Here is a 17817-nt window from a genome sequence, read left to right as displayed (position 1 = left end):
AACGCCCGTCTGTTTCGAGCGCCGTCGGCCGCATTGGTTTCATTAGAGGTATAGCCGACTTCACATCCGGTTCCGGTTTAAACGCCGATCAGGTGTTTGAGCGGATGGTAGCCAGTTTTCATCTTCGCGGCGACGTCCAGAATCGCCTTTTCGATACCGTTCAAATGCGTGCAGGTCAGTTCGATGGCGGCGCTCTGGTTGCCCGCTTCAATATGCTCGATCAGGCGCAGATGTTCGTTGTCGCGACAGGCTTCATGGCTGTCGTCATCCAGCGCGGCGATATACAGCGAGGCACGGGAAATCAGCTTCTGGAACCAGTCGAGCAGCACCGGATTGTTCAGGCTGCGCGCCAGTTTGATGTGAAACTCGCCGAGCAGATGGATCAGCCGCTCGTGGTCGCCCGCTGCGTGGGCTTCGTCTTCGAGCAGCAGGTGCTCGCGCAAGTCCTGCATCGCTGCAGTGTCCTTGCGGCGGCACAGTTCAGTGACGATACCGATCTCGATCAGGCGCCGGGTTTCGAACAGCGAACGGATCTCTTCGTTGCTCGGCAGCGACACCGATGCGCCCTTGTTAGGCTCGGTGGTAACCAGTCCTTCGGCCTCCAGTTGCTTGAGCGCGGCGCGCACCGACGTGCGGCTGACATTGAACAGTTCGGCCAGCGAGGCCTCGCCCAGCTTCATTCCCGGCCGCAGCGAACGCTTGCAGATCGCCTGGTAAACCCCTTGGTAGACGCGGTCGACCGTGGTTTCCGGTTTCTTCTCGGTCATTCGAACACTCCTTTAGCCTCCGGCGCACACGGTGTTCCAGAGTGATGCGCCGTTTGCGCACATAAGTGTGGCGCAGAATATCGCCTTCGGCGTCGAGATGCAGGGTCTGGATCGCAAGTTGAATGGGATTGAGGCAGCGAGAGGTTCGCGGGGGCTGGTGGGCCGGGGACTTTTTCGATAGAGGGGCGAGCGGTTTTGCCCGCCCCCCAAATAAATCAACAGCCCAACACATTCCCCCTGTGGGTGTGCCGGTAATTTTCAGTCAGTGCCGTACTTCGGCGAACGCGGGCCATACAACAGGCCGGCGTGCTGACCGGCCGACAGCAGACGATTGCTCGCCACACCGGCCATCGGGTAACCGGCATCGGTCGAACTGTTGATCACCTGCTTCACCGCGGCGCTGATCAGCATGCCGACGAGGCCGCCACCACTGTTGTTGCCACCCTCTTCGCTCGACGCCCGTGCCGAACCGGTCCACAGCGTGGTGCCGGATTTCAGGTCCACCAGTTTGGCGGTGGCGGTCACAGCAGTTTCGCTGCTGATGACCATGTACCGCGTACCGTACTCGGTCACGGTGATGTACAGCGCAGCGTCGGCGCCGAAGATTTCCTTGAGCTTGTTGGCCGGCGCCTGATGGATGTCATCCGGCGTGGTCAGGCCGTTCTGGCGGAAGGTTTCGTCCACCAGAGCGATCGGCAGTACGTAGTAACCGGCCTCGGCCAGCGGAAACGTCACTTGCGACAACAGGCTGTACGAGGCTTTCACGTCGGGCGAAGTGTTCAGCGGCGGCAGTACCAGAATGGTCTTCGGACGTGCCTGTTTGTACGCTGAATAGTCGACGGTTTTCGGCGCGACGCAGCCACCGAGCACGGTCAGGGCCAAACCGGCGGCCAGCAGTTTCAGGGTGCGCGAGATCATTTGGCGTCTCCGGTCTTGGCGTTTTTAAGCAGAAAATCCATGTATGGGCCGGACTCGGGGAACAGCGCTTTCTCGGTGCGAAATTGCTGCACCATCTGGTCGTCCTTGCCCATGCTCAGGTACAGCAGACCGAGGTGCGCGTGGTAGCCCGGCGGCACGGCCTTGCCGGTGGAGCGGATCTTCTGCAGGTCGCGCTCCAGCACTTCGGCCTGGGCTTCCTTCGGCTCTTCGCCTTTGAAGTATTCGTAGACCTGCGGTTGGTAGTCTTCCCACTGGTACAGGGTTTTCGGGCTGCTGCAACCGGCCAGCAAGGCGCTGGCGGCCAGCGTCAGGGCCAGCAGCGACCGCGACAAAGTCAAATTCATGGGGTATTGCTCCTTGCAATGAACAGCGATCAGTTACCCGGTTTCCAGGCACCGGCGTTCATGCCATCAACCAGGCGGTTGATCGCCTCGCGCATGGCCAGATCGAGGACTTTGCCGTTGAGGGTGGAGTCGTACGCAGCGGTGCCGCCGAAGCCGATGATTTCGCGGTTGGACAAGGCGTATTCGCCGGCGCCCTGGGTCGAATACACCACTTCGGAGGTGCTGATGTTGACGATGTTCAGGTTGACCTTGGCGTAGGCGACCTGGGTCTTGCCACGGCCGAGAATGCCGAACAGTTGATGGTCGCCGGTTTCCTTGCGGCCGAACTCGGTGACGTCACCGGTGACCACGTAATCGGCGCCTTTCAGGCGTTGAGCCTGGCCCTTGATCGCCGCTTCCTGCTGGATCTCGCCCATATTGTCGCGATCCAGTACGCTGAAGCGGTTGGTCTGCTGCAAGTGGGTGATCAGGATGGTCTTGGCCTGGCCGCCGAGACGATCGACGCCGTCGGAGAAGATCCCGCGCATGTAGCTGGAGCGGTTATCGAACTTGCCCACCGCCATTGGCACGCGAACGCCGGTCCAGACCTGAGTGGCGCTCTCGACCTTGGCCACCGGCAGCGCGCGGGAGCTTTCGGTGGCGCAGCCGGCAAGGGAGCCTGCGAGTGTGCCGAGCACGGCAATCGCAACGCCTGAGACCAACATCCGGGAGATCATTCTCACTGTGCATTCCTTCTGAAAAAACGGTGTGTCCCGGCACGGCAACGCGGTGGGGAGCGGAAAAAGGGGCGGCATTATGACAAAGTGCCATCATTCATGACAGGACTTTTTGACGCCAGGGAATTGGCTGTTTTGATCCGCACACAAATCAATTGTGGGAGCGGGCTTGCTCGCGAAAGCGGTGGGTCAGTCAATAGGGATGTCGGCTGATACACCGTCTTCGCGAGCAAGCCCGCTCCCACAGGGGATCAGCGCGCTAATGAAAATCGCGGCTCTGCACACGGATGCCGTCGAGCAGCGGGCTCAGGTCGCTCAACCGCCCGGCGATCAGGTGCCGGACTTCGCCTTCGCGCTCCCAGCGGCCATCGACCTTGAGCAGTTGCGAACCGACCAGCACCTGGCGCTGACGCTCGGCCAGATCGCGCCAGACCACCACGTTGACGTTGCCGAACTCGTCTTCCAGAGTGACGAAGGTCACGCCGCTGGCGGTGCCCGGTCGTTGCCGGCCGGTGACCAGCCCGGCGATGCTCACCGGCCGGCCGTGGTCGACATCCAGCAACTCCTGCGAGCTGCGACAGCGCAGGGCCTTGAGTGCGCCCCGCAGCAGCGCCAACGGATGCGGCCCCAGCGTGGTGCCAAGCGTCGCGTAATCGGCCTGCAGGTCCTCACCGACACTGGGTTTGGGTAGCAGCACATCGGGCTCTTCCTGACTCGGCAACCCGGCAAACAGGCCCAGTTGTTTCTGCACCCCGGCCACTTCCCAGCGCGCGCGATGCCGATGCCCGGCCATCCCGCGCAACGCCCCGGAATCGGCGAGCAACGCCTGGGCCCGACTGTCGAGCGCGGCCCGTTCGCCCAGGTCGGCGATATCGGCAAACGCCCCGCGCGCCCGCGCCGCTTCGATGCGCCGGGCATCGTCCTCGCGAAAGCCCTTGATCATCCGCAGGCCCATGCGGATCGCCGGTTGCGTGCCGCTGATCGGTTCCAGGCTGCAATCCCAGTCACTGGCGCGCACGTCCACCGGACGGATCTGCAATTGATGGCGGCGCGCGTCCTGAAGGATCTGATCCGGGCTGTAGAAGCCCATCGGCCAGCTGTTGATCAGCGCACAGGCGAACGCTGCCGGCTCGTGACACTTGAGCCAGCAACTGGCGTAGGTCAGCAAGGCGAAACTGGCGGCGTGGGATTCGGGAAACCCGTAACTGCCAAAGCCCTTGATCTGCTCGAAGATCTGCGCGGCGAATTCCGGGGTGTAGCCGTTTTTCTCCATGCCAGCGGCGAGACGCTCCTTGTGCGGCTCCAGTCCTCCATGGCGTTTCCACGCGGCCATCGAGCGACGCAACTGATCGGCCTCGCCGGGGCTGTAGTCGGCGGCGACGATGGCGATCTGCATCACCTGTTCCTGAAACAGCGGCACGCCGAGGGTACGTTTAAGCACCACCTCCAGCTCCGGCGATGGATAGGTTTCCTTTTCTTCCTTGTTCCGGCGGCGCAGGTACGGATGAACCATGCCGCCCTGAATCGGCCCGGGGCGGACGATCGCCACTTCGATCACCAGATCGTAGAAATTCGCCGGGCGCAGGCGCGGCAGCATCGACATCTGCGCCCGGGACTCGATCTGGAACACGCCGATGGTATCGGCGCGACTGATCATTTCGTAGGTCGGTTGGTCCTCGGGTGGAATCGTCGCCAGGCTCAGATCCAGATGGCGATGACGGCGCAGCAGGTCGAAGCAACGGCGGATCGCGCTGAGCATGCCGAGGGCGAGGATATCGACCTTGAGCAAGCCGACCGCATCGAGGTCGTCCTTGTCCCACTGAATGATCGTGCGCTCGGCCATGGCGGCGTTTTCCACCGGCACCAGCGTATCCAGCGGCTGCTCGGAAATCACGAAACCGCCGGGGTGCTGCGACAAGTGCCGGGGGAAGCCGATCAGTTGCCCGGTCAGGCTCAGCACCCGACGCAGCACCGGGCTGTCAGGGTCAAATCCGCCTTCGAGCAAGCGCGCCAGCGGCGGGGTTTCATCGCTCCAGTGACCGCAGCAATCGGCCAGCGCATTGATCTGGTCCGGCGGCAAGCCCAAGGCCTTGGCCACATCGCGCACCGCACCGGCGGCGTGGTAGGTGCTGACCACCGCCGTCAGCGCTGCGCGACGACGACCATAACGACGGAACACGTATTGCAGGACTTCTTCGCGGCGCTCGTGTTCGAAGTCGACATCGATGTCCGGCGGCTCGTTGCGCTCTTTCGACATGAAACGCTCGAACAGCAGCGTGGTGCGATCCGGGTCGATCTCGGTGATACCCAAGGCAAAACACACCGCCGAGTTGGCCGCCGAACCCCGGCCCTGACAGAGAATCTGTTGCTCGCGGGCAAAACGCACCACGTCATGCACGGTGAGGAAGTAGCTTTCGTAGCCGAGCTCGGCGATCAGTTTCAGCTCGTCATTGATCTGCTTCAACACTTTGGCCTGAGGCCCTTGCGGCCAGCGCCAGGCGATGCCTTCTTCAGTCAACTGGCGCAACCAGGAACTGCCGGTATGCCCCTGCGGCACCAGTTCTTTCGGATACTGATAGCGCAACTCGCTCAGATCGAAGGTGCAGCGCCGGGCCAGTTGCACCGAGGCGTCGAGTAACGCTTGCGGATACAACTCGCGCAACACCTCGAGACTGCGCAGATGGCGCTCGCCGTTGGGGTGCAGGCGCAACCCCGCCTCGGCCACCGGGACGTGATGACGGATCGCGGTCATGGTGTCCTGCAAGGCTCGCCGGCCACGGGCGTGCATGTGCACGTCGCCGCTGGCCACGGCGGCAATCTGCAGCTGATCCGCCAGACTCAGCAGTGCCGCCAACCGGCGCTGATCGTCTTGCCCGCGATGCAGTTGCACCGCCAGAAACAGACGCTCGCCGAAGGTCTGTTTCAGCCAGCGGCCCTCCTCGACATCATCCACGGTGTCCGGCACCCACACCGTAAGCAACCCCGGCAGCGGCTCGCGGAAATCCTCGCGCAGCACCTGGTACTGGCCTTTCTGCGTACGCCGCCGGGCTTGGGTGATCAAGCCGCACAAGGCCTGATACCCCGCCAGATTTTCCACCAGCAACAGCAGTTTCGGGCCGTTGTCGATGCGCATTTCGCTGCCAATGATCAGCGGCAATTCTACCGATTTCGCCGCCTGCCAGGCGCGGACAATCCCGGCCAGCGTGCACTCGTCGGTGATCGCCAGCGCCTGGTAACCGTGCTTTTTCGCCCGCTGGAACAGCTCAAGGGCACTGGAGGCTCCGCGCTGGAAACTGAAGTTCGACAGGCAGTGCAGCTCGGCATAGCCGTGGTTCATGCAAACCAGCCCTGCAGCCATAACGGACCGCCCTCGCCCACGGCCCGATAGGCCCAGCCCTGCTGACCGGCGCGGTTCTGGATCAGGTAGTAATCGCGGCGCACGTCGTCACCGTCCCACCAGCCGGACTCGATGCGTTCCGGGCCCATGAGGATCCGCGCCGAACCTTCGGCCACGCTCTGCGGTTCGCCGAGCAGCCAGCCCGGGCGCTGAACGCTCGGCAACCCGCTGCAGCGCTGCTTGTCGACGCCGTTCTGCCAGGCGCATTCCGGGCGATGGTCAGCCTGGAAACGCAGGCCCTGCACCGCGTCGTCGCCGAGCCGTGCGCGCAGGCGTTCGCGCAACTGCTCCCAGGGCAAGGTCTGTTGCGGACGCTCATCGAACAGTTCCTGAAACTGCGGCACGAAACTCGGCAGATCTTCGGCACGCAAGCGAAAACCGCGCACCGGCGCTTCGACCTGCACCTGCTCCAGCCGACCCCGGGCCAGTTCGAAGAGCATCGCCGGATCGCGCTCGGCGCTGAGCAGGCCGACCTTGATCGGCGTGTCCGGCAACCCCGCATGTTCCAGGTGCAGATCAAAACGCTGCACGCCGCTGTCGCGTCCGCAAAGGAACGCCGACAGGTCACCGGTCAACCGGCGCAACGGGAACAGCAGCGCCTGATGGGATTGCACGTCGAAATTGAGTTCGATGCGCACATCAAAACGGTCCGGCGGCAGATAGAACGCCAAGGCCAGCGGGCGCGCGCCGAACAGGGTGTCGAGGTGTTTGAGCATCGATGCTTCAAAACGCCGAGCCAGGGCCTGACGCGGCAGACTCTGCACCTGGCTCAGATTGCGCAGGCCCATGCGCGCCAGCGCCGTGGCGACTGGCGGTTCCAGCCCGACACGGTCGACGGGTAACTGCCCGAGGTGATGCTGCAAGGCTTCACCGTCGGGCACCACCAGGCCATCGTAGGCGTTGGCCAGCACGCGCGCTGCCACCGGATTCGGTGCGGCGACGATGCGATGGCGAAAGCCCAGCTCGGTCAGCTCCTTGCGCAGCCGCGCTTCGAACTGCGCCCAGGAACCGAACAGGCCCAGGCTGGACTCGATCTCGAACACCACGGTACGCGGGTAATGCACGCTGACCTGCGCGCTGAAACGATAGGCCCACGCCGCCAGAAACTGCTGCCAGTGCTCGACCTCGGCGAGGTCGTAGTCGGCGGTGGCAAAACCTTTGCTCAAGGCCTGCGCGGCGGTCATCGACTGGCCGGCGCGCAGGCCGAGCTGACGCGCCGGCGCATTCACCGCTTGCAGCACCCGGCGCTGGGCCGGGCCGCTGAGCAGCACCAACGGTTCATCGGGATCGGGACGCTGACGCAGCACCGCGTCGAGCGCCAATTGCGGAAACAGAATGCAGACCCAGCGCATGACGACCTCAGTGCCCCACGGCAAACGCAATCGGCGCCGTACGCGCCAGTCCGCCGCGGCATTTGAGTACGCGCAACTGGGCAGGTTTGGCGTCGATGGCAATCCGTAGCGCCGCCGGCGACGGGTTGACCGCCTCGCTCAACGGGCGCCAGGCAAAGGCCAGGGTCTGGCCGGTTTCCGCGGCCACCTGCAAGCGCCGCAACGCGCGGTCATCGGCCTTGTGTGGCCAGCACAGCACTGCGCCGCAACTGCCCGAACGCAGGCATTGTTCCGCCGCCCATAAGGCATCGCGTTCACTGGCCTGAATCACCGACAACCGACGCAGATCGATCCCGGCGTTCTCCCACGCTTGCGGGTACGGCACGAACGGTGGCGCCACCAGCACGATGCGCTCGCCCGCCGCCGACAACCGCGCCAGCGTCGGCCAAACCAATTGCAGTTCACCAACCCCGGGGCCAGCCAGCAGAATTTCGCTCAGCGCCGCTTCCGGCCAGCCACCGCTGGGCAATGCTGCATCGAGCGCGGCGTGGCCGGTGGGTTGCGGGCTGGCCGCCGGGGGCGCAGGCCGGCCCTTCCAGACCTGGCCGCCATTGAACAGCGTATCGAGTGCAATCACGGCGCCCATCAGCCTTGCCTCACCAGACCGCAGAACACCCCTTCGATAGCCAGGTCCTGATCGTCGCGCACGACAATCGGCTGGTACGCCGGGTTGCGCGGCAGCAGGCGCACCGTAGCGCCGACGCGTTCGAAGCGTTTGATGGTGACTTCGCCGTCGAGCCGCGCCACCACGATCTGGCCGTTGAGTGCCTCGGGATTGCGCTTCACGCCGACCAGGTCACCGTCGAGAATGCCGTCTTCGATCATCGAATCGCCCTGCACCCGCAGCAGGTAATCCGGGGTGCGGGAGAACAGCGCCGGATCGAGCATCAAGCGGCTATGGATGTCGGCATCGGCGCCGATCGGCGCACCGGCGGCGACCCGGCCGAGCACGGGAACATCCAGCAGCTCCGGGCGCGCCGGTTGCCCGAGCAGGCGAATGCCCCGGGCCTGATGCGGATTGACCTCGATAAACCCGGCTTCAGTGAGCGCCAGCACATGCTTGCGCGCCACGCTGCGCGAGGCAAAACCAAAAGCCTCGCTGATTTCAGCGAGGCTTGGGGGCTGACCGTGTTCGGCGATGCGTTCGCGGATAAAGGTCAGGATGGCGGTACGGCGGGGAGTCAGATTGGTCATGGAGTACATTTGTACTCTTTCACGTTTTTGCTGGCAATGACCGCCAGTCAGCTCAACCCACGCTCGGCAAGAAACCCCGAGATTGATCGTCCCCACGCTCTGCGTGGGAATGCCTCTAGGGACGCTCTGCGTCCAGTGACGCGGAGCGTCACGGGCTGCATTCCCACGCCGGAGCGTGGGAACGATCAGTGCGGGGGTGTTAGCCAAGGCCGCGTTCGGCGAGGAATTCGGCGATGTAATCGATGAAGGCAACAACCTTGGCCGTGGCCCGTCGATGGCTCGGGTAGACCGCCAGAATGTGCGGGCCGAAGGTGTCCGGGTCGATTTCATAATCAGCCATGACCCGCATCAGACGCCCGTCGGCAATGTACGGCGCGGCGCTCCACAACGGCGTGTGCAACAAGCCGCGCCCGGCCAGAGCGCTGGCCAGCAGCAGGTCGTAATTGTCGCTGCGCAACCGCGGCGCCGTCGGCTGCGCCAGGCTCAGGCGCTGGCCGTCGCGTTCGGCCCACCAGAACTCGCGGCTGAGCAACGGATGCTGATACAGCAGCCACTCATGCTGTTCAAGGGTTTGCGGAGTCACCGGCAAACCCTTGCGCGCCAGATAGTCGGGGCTGCCGCACAACGCCAGACGATTGCTGCCGACCACCCGGGCGATCAGCCCCGGCAAGTCATCGTGGCCCTCGCGCAAGGCCAGGTCGTAGCCGCTTTCCAGCAGATTGACGAACGCATCACACAGGTCCACTTGCAGGCTGATCTGCGGGTATTGCTGCAAAAAACCGTCGCACACCTGATCGAGAAACGCCCGCCCGTAAGCCAGCGGTGCGGTGATTTTCAGGCTGCCGCGCAGACCGTGCTGCAACTGCTCGATTTCCTCGCCGGCCTCCTCCAGCCGCTGCAACACCAGCCGTGCGGTTTCCAGGTACACGCGGCCGATTTCGGTCAGCAGAATCCGCCGCGTACTGCGCTCGAACAGCCGCGCACCGAGTTCCGACTCCAGGTGATTGACCGCTTTGGTCAGGGCCGACGGGGTCTTGCCCAGTTGCTCGGCCGCGCGGCTGAAACTGCAGAGTTGCGCGGTGACCACGAACATTTTCAGTGCACCCAACTTGTCCATGCTTTTTCCATTCAGGCAAAAACGTTTTTCGTGAGGAAGGCGTTCTGTCGGCCGATGTCAGCCACTAATCTGGCCATCAGACGCAATAACAAGGAAATCTTCAATGAAAAGATTCATCCCGAGTCTGTTGGTAACCGCTGTAAGTTTTGCCTCGATGGAAGCCATGGCCGCCACCGATCTGGTGCTGGTCAACGGCAAGATTTTCACCGCCGACCGCTCACAGCCGAAGGTCCAGGCACTGGCAGTGGAAAACGGCAAAGTGCTGAAAGTCGGTACTGATGCGCAGATCAAGGCGCTGATCGAACCCGGCACGCAGGTGATCGATCTGGGTGGCAAGACCCTGATGCCCGGCTTGATCGACAGCCACTCCCACGCGATTTTCGGCGGCCTGGAAATGGTCTCGGCCAACATGGAAGACGAAGTTGTCGCCCTTGATGAACTGCAAAAGCGTCTGCGCGACTGGCGTGAAGACGGCAAGGCCAGACACGGTGACGTGCTGAGCATTGCCGGCATGAGTTCGGCCTATTGGGCGCAGGCCGAAGCGTTGGGCAAGACCTTCAACCAGGGCGAATGGGCCAACGTGCCAGTGGTGTTCATCGGCAGCGACCACCACACCGCGTGGGCCAACAACATCATGCTCAAGCGCGCCGGGATCGACGCCGCGCTGCTGAAAACCCTGCCCGACGCGGAAAAAGACACCATTGGCAAACTGGCCAACGGCGAGCCCAATGGCTTTGTGGTCGATGCCGGTTGGGATCGGGTCGCCTCGAAAATGCCGGTGCCAAGCCCGGCCGACATGCTCAAGGCTGCCAAATCCGCCGTGCGTTTCAACAACAGCCTCGGCATCACCGCATGGATGGACCCTGCCGCCAACGCTGCACCGGGCGAGGCCGTTTTCGCCCTCAAACCTACCGAAAAAACCGTCGGCGTGCTGCCGGCCTACAAAGCGCTGTCGGCCAGTGGCGACATGAGCGTCCACGTCGCCGCACTGCTGGTGGCCAACCCGAAAAGCCTGCCCGCCGACCTCGACACGCTGGATAAAGTGCGCCAACAGTTTCAGGGCATCCCCAACCTGACCCTGCCCGGGATCAAGATCTTCGCCGACGGCGTGATCGAGTACCCGGCGCAGAGCGCGGCGATGATCGATCCGTACAGCAACTCGCACAAACAGGGCGAACTGCTGATCGATCCGCAACATTTCGGCGAACTGGTCAGTGCCATCGACCAGCGTGGCTGGCTGGTGCACATCCACGCCATCGGCGACCGCGCGGTGCGTGAATCGCTCAACGGTATCGAGCAGGCGCGCAAGGACCGCCAGAGCGGCATCACTCACTCGATCACCCACCTGCAGATGGTCAACCCGAAAGAGTTCGCCCGCTTCAAGCCGCTGAACGTGATCGCCTCGATGCAACTGCTGTGGGCCAGCGCCGACGACTACACCACCGACATGATCAAGCCCTACGTCAGCGCCCTCGCCTTCCGTTATCAGTACCCGGCGCATTCGTTGCTGAAACAGGGCGCGACGATTGCCGGCGCCAGCGACTGGCCGGTGTCGTCGCCCAATCCGTTCAACGCCATGGCCCAGGCCATCACCCGCGTAGGCCCGATGGGCGTGCTCAACGCCGACGAACGTCTGGACCGCGAAACCATGTTCTACGCCTACACCGTCAACGCGGCGCGAACCATTGGCCTGGATAAACAGATCGGCTCGCTGACAGCGGGTAAACAGGCTGACTTCATCGTGGTCGATCGCGACGTGTTCAGCGTCGACGAAAAAGCCCTGCACGACACCCAGGTCCTGCAAACCTGGTTCGGCGGGCGTCAGGTCTACACCGCCACCCAATAACAACAACGCTATTCCCCCTGTAGGAGTGAGCCTGCTCGCGAAGGCGGTGGTTCATTCAGCATTGATGGCGACTGATACGCCGCCTTCGCGAGCAAGCTCGCTCCCACACGGGTTCTGCGAGGTGGCTGAGATTGCATTCTCAGCCCTCCTACAGGTTTCTCTTTCTGCCCAATAAAAATCACAACATCGGGACTTCACATGAAAGCCTTGCCTCTGCTCGCCCTGAGTTCCTTGAGCCTGCTGCCCTTGAGCAGCCAGGCGATCCCCTTGAACGACGACTTCGCCGTGCTGGTCGACCTGACCCTGGCCAGCGATTACCGCACCCGTGGCATCTCGCAAACCCAGAATGACCCGGCGGTGCAGGCCGGCCTGACCCTGGCCCACAGTAGCGGTCTGTACGTGGGGGCCTGGAGTTCCAACGTCGACTTCGGCGAAGGTCTGAAAACCCGTCAGGAAGTCGACTTCTACGCCGGCTGGCTGTGGCAGGCGACCGAGGATGTCAGCCTGGATATCGGTTACCTCAAGTACACCTATCCCAAGGAAAGTCAGTTCAACCAGAGTGAGGTGTACGGGATTCTCGGCGTCTACGGGGTGAAGCTAGGCGCGTATTACTCCAGCGACGCACCGGGAATCGACAGCAAACAGAGTTCGCTCTACACCTATGTCGGTTATGAAACCGAGCTGCCGTACGATTCGGGGCTGAAGCTGCGTTACGGCAACATGGACTTCAAGGATCCGCATCTGTACTCGGCGTCCGGGCATGGCGAGGACAGCTACCGCGAATGGGAGGTCAAACTGACACACAATCTGGCCGGGGTGGTGCTGGGTCTGAGCTACATCGACACCGATTTGTCGCAGACTCAATGCCTGAGCAACTGGGGCTTCAAAGACGTCTGCAGCGCCACTGTCGTCGCCAGCCTGAGCAAATCCTTCTGAAAAAACACTGTTCCCCTGTGGGAGCGGGCTTGCTCGCGAATGCGGTGGATCAGTCGACATCGATTTTGACTGCCCCACCGCCTTCGCGAGCAAGCCCGCTCCCACATTTGGATTTGTGGAGGGCTCAAGGGGTGAGGTTTGCCAGATAGTCCCACGGGTAGATCCCGTGTTGGTGGCCGTCGCTGAAGATCAGTTGCACGCCATAACCCTGCGGGTTGAGTTCGATCACGCGGACACGATCGTCGACCAATGGGGTCGAGCCGCGCAGGCGAAACGCGCGGCATTGCGAGCACGGGCACTGGCGGCGCAGTTCGGCGTGGTTGAGCTGCTGCTCGCGCCCATCCGGCCAGCTCAGGCGCAGCGTCTGAGTGCTCTGCGAATTACCCACTGACAGCGGATTCATTGCAACTGACTCAAGGCAATCCGCACCGCTTTGCGCACTTCCGGGTCGCCGTCATCCTGCACTGCCTGCAACGCTGCTATTGCGCCGCGATCATTCAGTTCACCGAGGGCCAGCGCGGCTTCCTTGCGCAGGTTGCTGATGCGATGGCCGAGGGTCTCGATCAGGGCGTCCAGGGCCGGCGCAAAACGTAGGCGACCGAGGCTGCGGGTGGCGCGCAGGCGCACTTGCCAGTAGTCATCGCTCAAGGCTTCGATCAACGCCGGACCGGCGTCGGTGTGGCCGACTTTACCCAAAGTAGTCGCGGCTTCTTCGCGCACTTGCCAGGCGTTGTCCTGCAAGGCCTGACGCAGCGCCGGCAGCACTTCAGCGCCGGATGCCAGACCGAGAGCGCCGGTGGCGGCGCGGCGCACTTCGGTGTCCGGATCATCGCTGGCCAACCGGGCCAATGCCGGCAACGCATCGAGCTGCTTGAGCCAGCCAAGCACGCCGACGGCTTCGCGGCGTACGTTGGCGTCGGCATCGTCGAGTGCCGCGACAGCAGCCGGCGCGGCGTCAGCGAAACGCAATTCGCGCAAGGCGCGGAATGCGGCGATCCGCACACTGACTTCGGTGTGCCCGGTCCACGGCAGAATCACCCGGCCTGCGGCTTCGCTCTTGAGCAGGCTAAGGCTTTGCGCGGCCGCCGATTGCACGGCCGACGATGGATCAGTCAGCGCTTCGCACAGGGCTTGAACAACGGGTTCATCTTCCCAGGCCTCCAGCAACCGCGCAGCTTCAGCGCGGACTTCTTCGGCAGGATCCTGGCCGAGGCGATCAACCAGCCAGAGCAAGCCATCGGGCTCTTCCAGATCCGCCAGATCAATCAGCGCAATGCGCCGCACGCCGGCATCGTCGGCGGTCAGGCGCGGTTGCAGGGCGAGGATTTCATCGTTATCGGTCACAGCAAAAATAGAGGTCATAGGGCAAATCGCGGCAAGGGGTTTTCGGGAGGCAGGCCGAGCGGGTTAAGGCGCGGCAGCGGTCGGTCGTTGTCGTGGCGCAGCAGGTCGAGGCAATGGCGCTTCAGCTGCGAGAATTGGGGGCTGGTGACCAGCTCAGTGGTGCGCGGACGCGGGAAGTCCAGGCGCAGGTCTTCGATGATTCGCCCCGGTCGCGCGCTCATCACCAGCAAGCGGTCGGCGAGGAACAGCGCCTCGTCGATGTCGTGGGTGACGAACACCACCGTGGTGCGAATCCGTGTCCAGATGTCCAGCAGCAGTTCCTGCATGTTCAGGCGGGTCAAGGCATCCAGTGCGCCGAACGGTTCGTCCATCAGCAACAGGCGCGGACGGTTGACCAGCACCCGGGCGATCTCCACCCGCTGCTGCATGCCGCCGGACAGTTGATCGGGCCAGCGTTCGGCAAAGCCGTCGAGGCCCACCAGTCTGAGGATGTCGTCAGCGGCGCGATGCCGCTCAGCCTTACCGATGCCGCGCATCTTCAGGCCGAAGGCGACGTTGTCGCGCACCGTGCGCCACGGGAACAGCGTGTGATGCTGGAACACCATGCCGCGTTGCGGCGACGGCCCGGAGACCTCGCCACCATCCACTTTCAGGCTACCGGTGTGGACGCTCAAGTGCCCGGCCAGTGCACCGAGCAAGGTCGACTTGCCGCAACCGGACGGGCCGAGAATGCACACGAACTGGCCCGGTTCGATCTGGCAATCCAGACCTTGCACGGCTTCAAAAACGTGTTGGCCTTCGCCGAGAACGATCGACAACTGGCAAATATCGATCCGCCCTTCCGGGGTTTGCATCGCGCTCATCAGGCTTTTCCTCGTGGTCGGTGCCAAGGCGTGAACAGCCCGCCCAGCCGCTTGATCAACAGGCTGCTGCCCATGCCCAGCACGCCGATCAGCAGCATGCCGACGACGATGTCGGCGTAGTTCTGAATGGTGTAGGACTCCCACGTGTAGTAGCCGATGCCGAACTGGCCGGAGATCATCTCGGCGGTGACCAGACAAAACCATGAAGTACCCATGCCGATGGCGAGGCCAGTGATGATGCTCGGCGCAGCCCCCGGCAAAATCACTTCGAGCAAGATCGCCCGACGCCCTGCCCCAAGGCTTTTCGCCGAGGCGATCAGGCGTGGATCGACGCCTTCGACGCCGTGCACGGTGTTGAGCAGGATCGGGAACAGCGCGCCGGTGAAGGTGATGAACACCATCGACAGTTCCGACGAGGGAAACATCAGGATCGCCAGCGGAATCCACGCCACCGCCGGGATCGGCCGCAGCACTTCCAGCGGTGGCAGCAGCAGGTCTTCGGCCCATTTCGAGCGGCCGATGGCCAGGCCCAAAGCAATGCCGATGAGCAATGCCGCGAGGTAACCGGCGAACACGCGGCCGAGGCTGGCGCTCAGGTGCTGCAGCAGCTTGCCGGAATCGCCCAGGCCCAACGCCGCTTCGACTACGGCCAATGGGGTGGGCACGTTGGCGAAGGTGATCAGGCCAAGGTTCCAGTGGTGGCTGGCGGCGAGTTGCCAGAACAGCAGGCAGAGCAGCAGGGAGGCGGCTCTTGATGTCCAGCGGATGGGTGTTTTCATCGAGCGGGTTTCCAGTTCTGGATCTGTGTGATGGCTGAGATTTACCCCCTCACCCCAGCCCTCTCCCCCAAGGGGGCGAGGGGGAAAGGGAGCCGATATTCGTGCTTTTCAGAACCTGCGTTCGGCTCGGTATTTCAGGTCGGCGTAGCTAGTCCAAACACCGCGGTCAGTCCCCTCTCCCTCTGGGAGAGGGCTAGGGTGAGGGGCTTTTGATCTTCAATTAGCGGGCAGCGACGGCTTGGGCAGTGGCATCAGTGAAATCGAAAACCTTGCCACCCTGTGTCGAGGCAAATTGCTGGGCCTGGCCCTTGAGCAGGAAGGCACTCAGGCGCCCTTTTGCATCGCTGGCAAACCACGCCTGATCGGCGAGCAGCTTGATCCCGCTGTCACTGGCCTGCGCATACACCGCGCGGATGTTTTTGCCTTCCTGCTTCAGCGCGGCGAGCGCGGTGAAGGCCGATTCGGCGGAGGCGTATTGGCGCACCTTGTCTTCGCCGCGCACCCAGATTTCGGCGACGTGGCTGAAGTCAGTGATGGCTTTGCCAGTCGCGGCATCCGTGGCCTTCAGTGGGGTCTGCGCGTAGTTGGCGAGTTGCGCGGTGTAGTCCAGATTCGAGGCCTTGAAGGCGGCGCGGATGTACTGATCGTCGATGAAGGTATTCAGGTCGAGGCCGCGATCAGCCTTCTTCAGCAACTTCAGGGTGTCGATCGCGGTGCCCACCGCCTGGCGGTATTCCGGCTTCCAGCTCAGGTCGCGGGTCTGCACGCCGAGCGGGCCGTGGAACAGGTAATTGACCTCGGCATCGACGCCGGTGACTTTGGCGATCAACTCGCTGTACTTCTCAGGCTCGGCGGCCAGTAACTGATTGGCCTCGATGCTCGCCCGTAGATAGGCGACGACGATTTCCGGGTACTGTTTCGCGTAGGCCTGATCGACCAGTGCGCCGTGGAAGGTCGGTGCGTTGGCCTGGGCGCCATCGTAGATCTTGCGGGCGAAGCCACGGCTCGGGAACAGCTCGGCGAACGGCACGAAATCGGCGTGGGCGTCGATCTTGCCGGCCTGCAACGCCGAGCCGGCAACCTCCGGCGGCTGGGCGATGATGTTCACATCCTTGAGCGGGTCCCAGCCCTGCTCGGCCACGGCACGCAGCAACATGCCGTGGGCCGTCGAAGCGAATGGCACCGAGATGGTCTTGCCCTTGAGCTCGCTCAGCGACTGTACGCCCGACGCGCTCGGCACGACGATGCCGTTGCCGCTGCCCTTGATGCTGCCCGACAGCACGCTGATAAACAGGCTGTGCTTGCCGGCAGTCTCGAACGCGACACCGTTGAACGCCCCGGGGAAATCGGCCATGGCGCCAAAGTCGAGTTTGCCGGCGACCATTTCGTTGGTCAGCGGCGCGCCACTGGTGAAGTTTTTCCACTGCACGTCGTATTTCGCGTCTTTGTAGGCGCCATCGTGGGGCAGGTATTTGTCGAGCAGACCGAGTTCACGAATCAACAGCCCGCCAGCGGCGCAGTTGATGGTGGTGTCCTGGGTGCCGATGGCGATGCGGATGGTTTCGGCCGAGGCCGACAAGGTCAATGAAGCCAGTACCAGACCGGCGATTGCTGCACGTAACATGGTTGTTTCCCCTCGAATCATTTATTGGATGTTCGTCTCCGCCGCGATCAGGGCACGGTGGGAAACGAGGGGTTTTCGGTGAATCCAGCGTCCGGGGTTTCCGGATGGCTTTGGGTTGTCTGGGGTGGCCTCTTCGCGAGCAAGCTCGCTCCCACAGGATTTCTGGCGTATTCAATTTGTGCAGTAACTCGATCCACTGTGGGAGCGAGCCTGCTCGCGAAAGCGGTGTGTCAGGTGTCGATGTGCTAGCTGGATCACCGCATTCGCGAGCAGGCTCGCTCCCACAGTGGATCGGGTTTCAACGCAGGAGATAGGGGATGTCGACTTTGACGGCGCCGGTCGGGCAATCCTTCTCGCACGGCATGCAGTACCAGCATTCGTCGAACGCCATATAAGCCTTCTGCGTCGCCGGATTGATCGCCAGCAAGTCCATCGGGCAGACGTCGACACACACGGTGCAGCCCTTTTCGGCGATGCATTTGTCCTCGTCCACGGTGACCGGGGCGTTGGAGCGGAAAAAAATTTCCTGGGCTTGATAGGCCATGGTTCGGGCTCTCTGA

At 63.0% G+C, this 17817-nt stretch carries 17 protein-coding genes; 2 read left to right on the top strand and 15 right to left on the bottom strand.

Annotation, left to right across the window (positions count from 1 at the left end; genetic code table 11):
• Positions 1-77: 77 nt before the first annotated feature.
• The 9 genes from QMK55_RS25785 to QMK55_RS25740 all read right to left on the bottom strand — a co-directional run bounded on the left by QMK55_RS25785 (position 78) and on the right by QMK55_RS25740 (position 9865).
• Positions 78-767 carry a GntR family transcriptional regulator gene (locus tag QMK55_RS25785; RefSeq protein ID WP_102355319.1) on the bottom strand — a complete coding sequence of 230 codons (690 nt, stop codon included), beginning with the start codon at positions 765-767 and terminating at the stop codon, positions 78-80.
• A gap of 258 nt (positions 768-1025) precedes the next feature.
• Positions 1026-1685 (bottom strand): DUF799 domain-containing protein, encoded by a 660-nt coding sequence (locus QMK55_RS25775; RefSeq protein ID WP_102355318.1) that lies wholly within the window; start codon positions 1683-1685, stop codon positions 1026-1028.
• Positions 1682-2050 carry a DUF4810 domain-containing protein gene (locus QMK55_RS25770; protein ID WP_003225593.1) on the bottom strand — a complete coding sequence of 123 codons (369 nt, stop codon included), beginning with the start codon at positions 2048-2050 and terminating at the stop codon, positions 1682-1684. The genes QMK55_RS25775 and QMK55_RS25770 overlap by 4 nt, the downstream gene beginning before the upstream one ends.
• A gap of 29 nt (positions 2051-2079) precedes the next feature.
• Positions 2080-2766, bottom strand: coding sequence for a CsgG/HfaB family protein (locus QMK55_RS25765; protein ID WP_178082111.1), 687 nt, complete (start codon positions 2764-2766; stop codon positions 2080-2082).
• A 259-nt stretch (positions 2767-3025) separates the two neighbouring features.
• Positions 3026-6124 carry an error-prone DNA polymerase gene (locus tag QMK55_RS25760; RefSeq protein WP_320328070.1) on the bottom strand — a complete coding sequence of 1033 codons (3099 nt, stop codon included), beginning with the start codon at positions 6122-6124 and terminating at the stop codon, positions 3026-3028.
• A complete protein-coding gene (locus QMK55_RS25755; protein WP_320328069.1) occupies positions 6100-7515 on the bottom strand; it encodes a DNA polymerase Y family protein in 1416 nt (471 codons plus the stop codon). The genes QMK55_RS25760 and QMK55_RS25755 overlap by 25 nt, the downstream gene beginning before the upstream one ends.
• Before the next feature lie 7 nt (positions 7516-7522).
• A complete protein-coding gene (gene imuA, locus QMK55_RS25750; protein ID WP_102355314.1) occupies positions 7523-8140 on the bottom strand; it encodes a translesion DNA synthesis-associated protein ImuA in 618 nt (205 codons plus the stop codon).
• Complete coding sequence (gene lexA / locus QMK55_RS25745; protein ID WP_102355313.1) at positions 8140-8757, bottom strand: transcriptional repressor LexA; 618 nt, start codon at positions 8755-8757, stop codon at positions 8140-8142. The genes imuA and lexA overlap by 1 nt, the downstream gene beginning before the upstream one ends.
• Before the next feature lie 190 nt (positions 8758-8947).
• Positions 8948-9865: a LysR family transcriptional regulator gene (locus QMK55_RS25740; RefSeq protein WP_102358156.1), complete on the bottom strand. Its 918-nt coding sequence runs from the start codon at positions 9863-9865 to the stop codon at positions 8948-8950.
• A 103-nt stretch (positions 9866-9968) separates the two neighbouring features.
• Between QMK55_RS25740 and QMK55_RS25735 the strand changes: the two genes are divergently transcribed.
• Together QMK55_RS25735 and QMK55_RS25730 are read left to right on the top strand one after the other, a co-directional pair.
• Positions 9969-11711 carry an amidohydrolase gene (locus QMK55_RS25735; RefSeq protein ID WP_320328068.1) on the top strand — a complete coding sequence of 581 codons (1743 nt, stop codon included), beginning with the start codon at positions 9969-9971 and terminating at the stop codon, positions 11709-11711.
• Positions 11712-11909: 198 nt separating this feature from the next.
• Positions 11910-12647: a TorF family putative porin gene (locus QMK55_RS25730; protein ID WP_102358154.1), complete on the top strand. Its 738-nt coding sequence runs from the start codon at positions 11910-11912 to the stop codon at positions 12645-12647.
• A 124-nt stretch (positions 12648-12771) separates the two neighbouring features.
• Here the strand turns inward: QMK55_RS25730 and QMK55_RS25725 are convergent, their stop codons facing one another.
• The 6 genes from QMK55_RS25725 to QMK55_RS25700 all read right to left on the bottom strand — a co-directional run bounded on the left by QMK55_RS25725 (position 12772) and on the right by QMK55_RS25700 (position 17801).
• A complete protein-coding gene (locus QMK55_RS25725) occupies positions 12772-13050 on the bottom strand; it encodes a DUF971 domain-containing protein (RefSeq protein WP_102358152.1) in 279 nt (92 codons plus the stop codon).
• Entirely contained in the window at positions 13047-14009 is a 963-nt protein-coding gene (locus tag QMK55_RS25720; RefSeq protein WP_102358151.1) for a HEAT repeat domain-containing protein, read from the bottom strand. Before QMK55_RS25720 ends, QMK55_RS25725 begins: the two co-directional genes overlap by 4 nt.
• A complete protein-coding gene (locus QMK55_RS25715) occupies positions 14006-14854 on the bottom strand; it encodes an ABC transporter ATP-binding protein (protein WP_102358149.1) in 849 nt (282 codons plus the stop codon). The genes QMK55_RS25720 and QMK55_RS25715 overlap by 4 nt, the downstream gene beginning before the upstream one ends.
• Positions 14854-15633: an ABC transporter permease gene (locus QMK55_RS25710; protein ID WP_102358148.1), complete on the bottom strand. Its 780-nt coding sequence runs from the start codon at positions 15631-15633 to the stop codon at positions 14854-14856. The genes QMK55_RS25715 and QMK55_RS25710 overlap by 1 nt, the downstream gene beginning before the upstream one ends.
• Positions 15634-15853: 220 nt before the next feature.
• Positions 15854-17257 (bottom strand): ABC transporter substrate-binding protein, encoded by a 1404-nt coding sequence (locus QMK55_RS25705; RefSeq protein WP_102358192.1) that lies wholly within the window; start codon positions 17255-17257, stop codon positions 15854-15856.
• Positions 17258-17555: 298 nt separating this feature from the next.
• Positions 17556-17801, bottom strand: a complete 246-nt coding sequence (locus QMK55_RS25700) for a ferredoxin family protein (protein WP_003225615.1) — start codon at positions 17799-17801, stop codon at positions 17556-17558.
• Positions 17802-17817 lie beyond the last annotated feature (16 nt).

Source organism: Pseudomonas sp. P8_229, assembly GCF_034008635.1.
In the GTDB taxonomy this organism is placed as follows: domain Bacteria; phylum Pseudomonadota; class Gammaproteobacteria; order Pseudomonadales; family Pseudomonadaceae; genus Aquipseudomonas.
The sequence above is the reverse complement of the archived record's forward strand: the minus strand, read 5'-3'. Positions and strand labels throughout refer to the sequence as shown.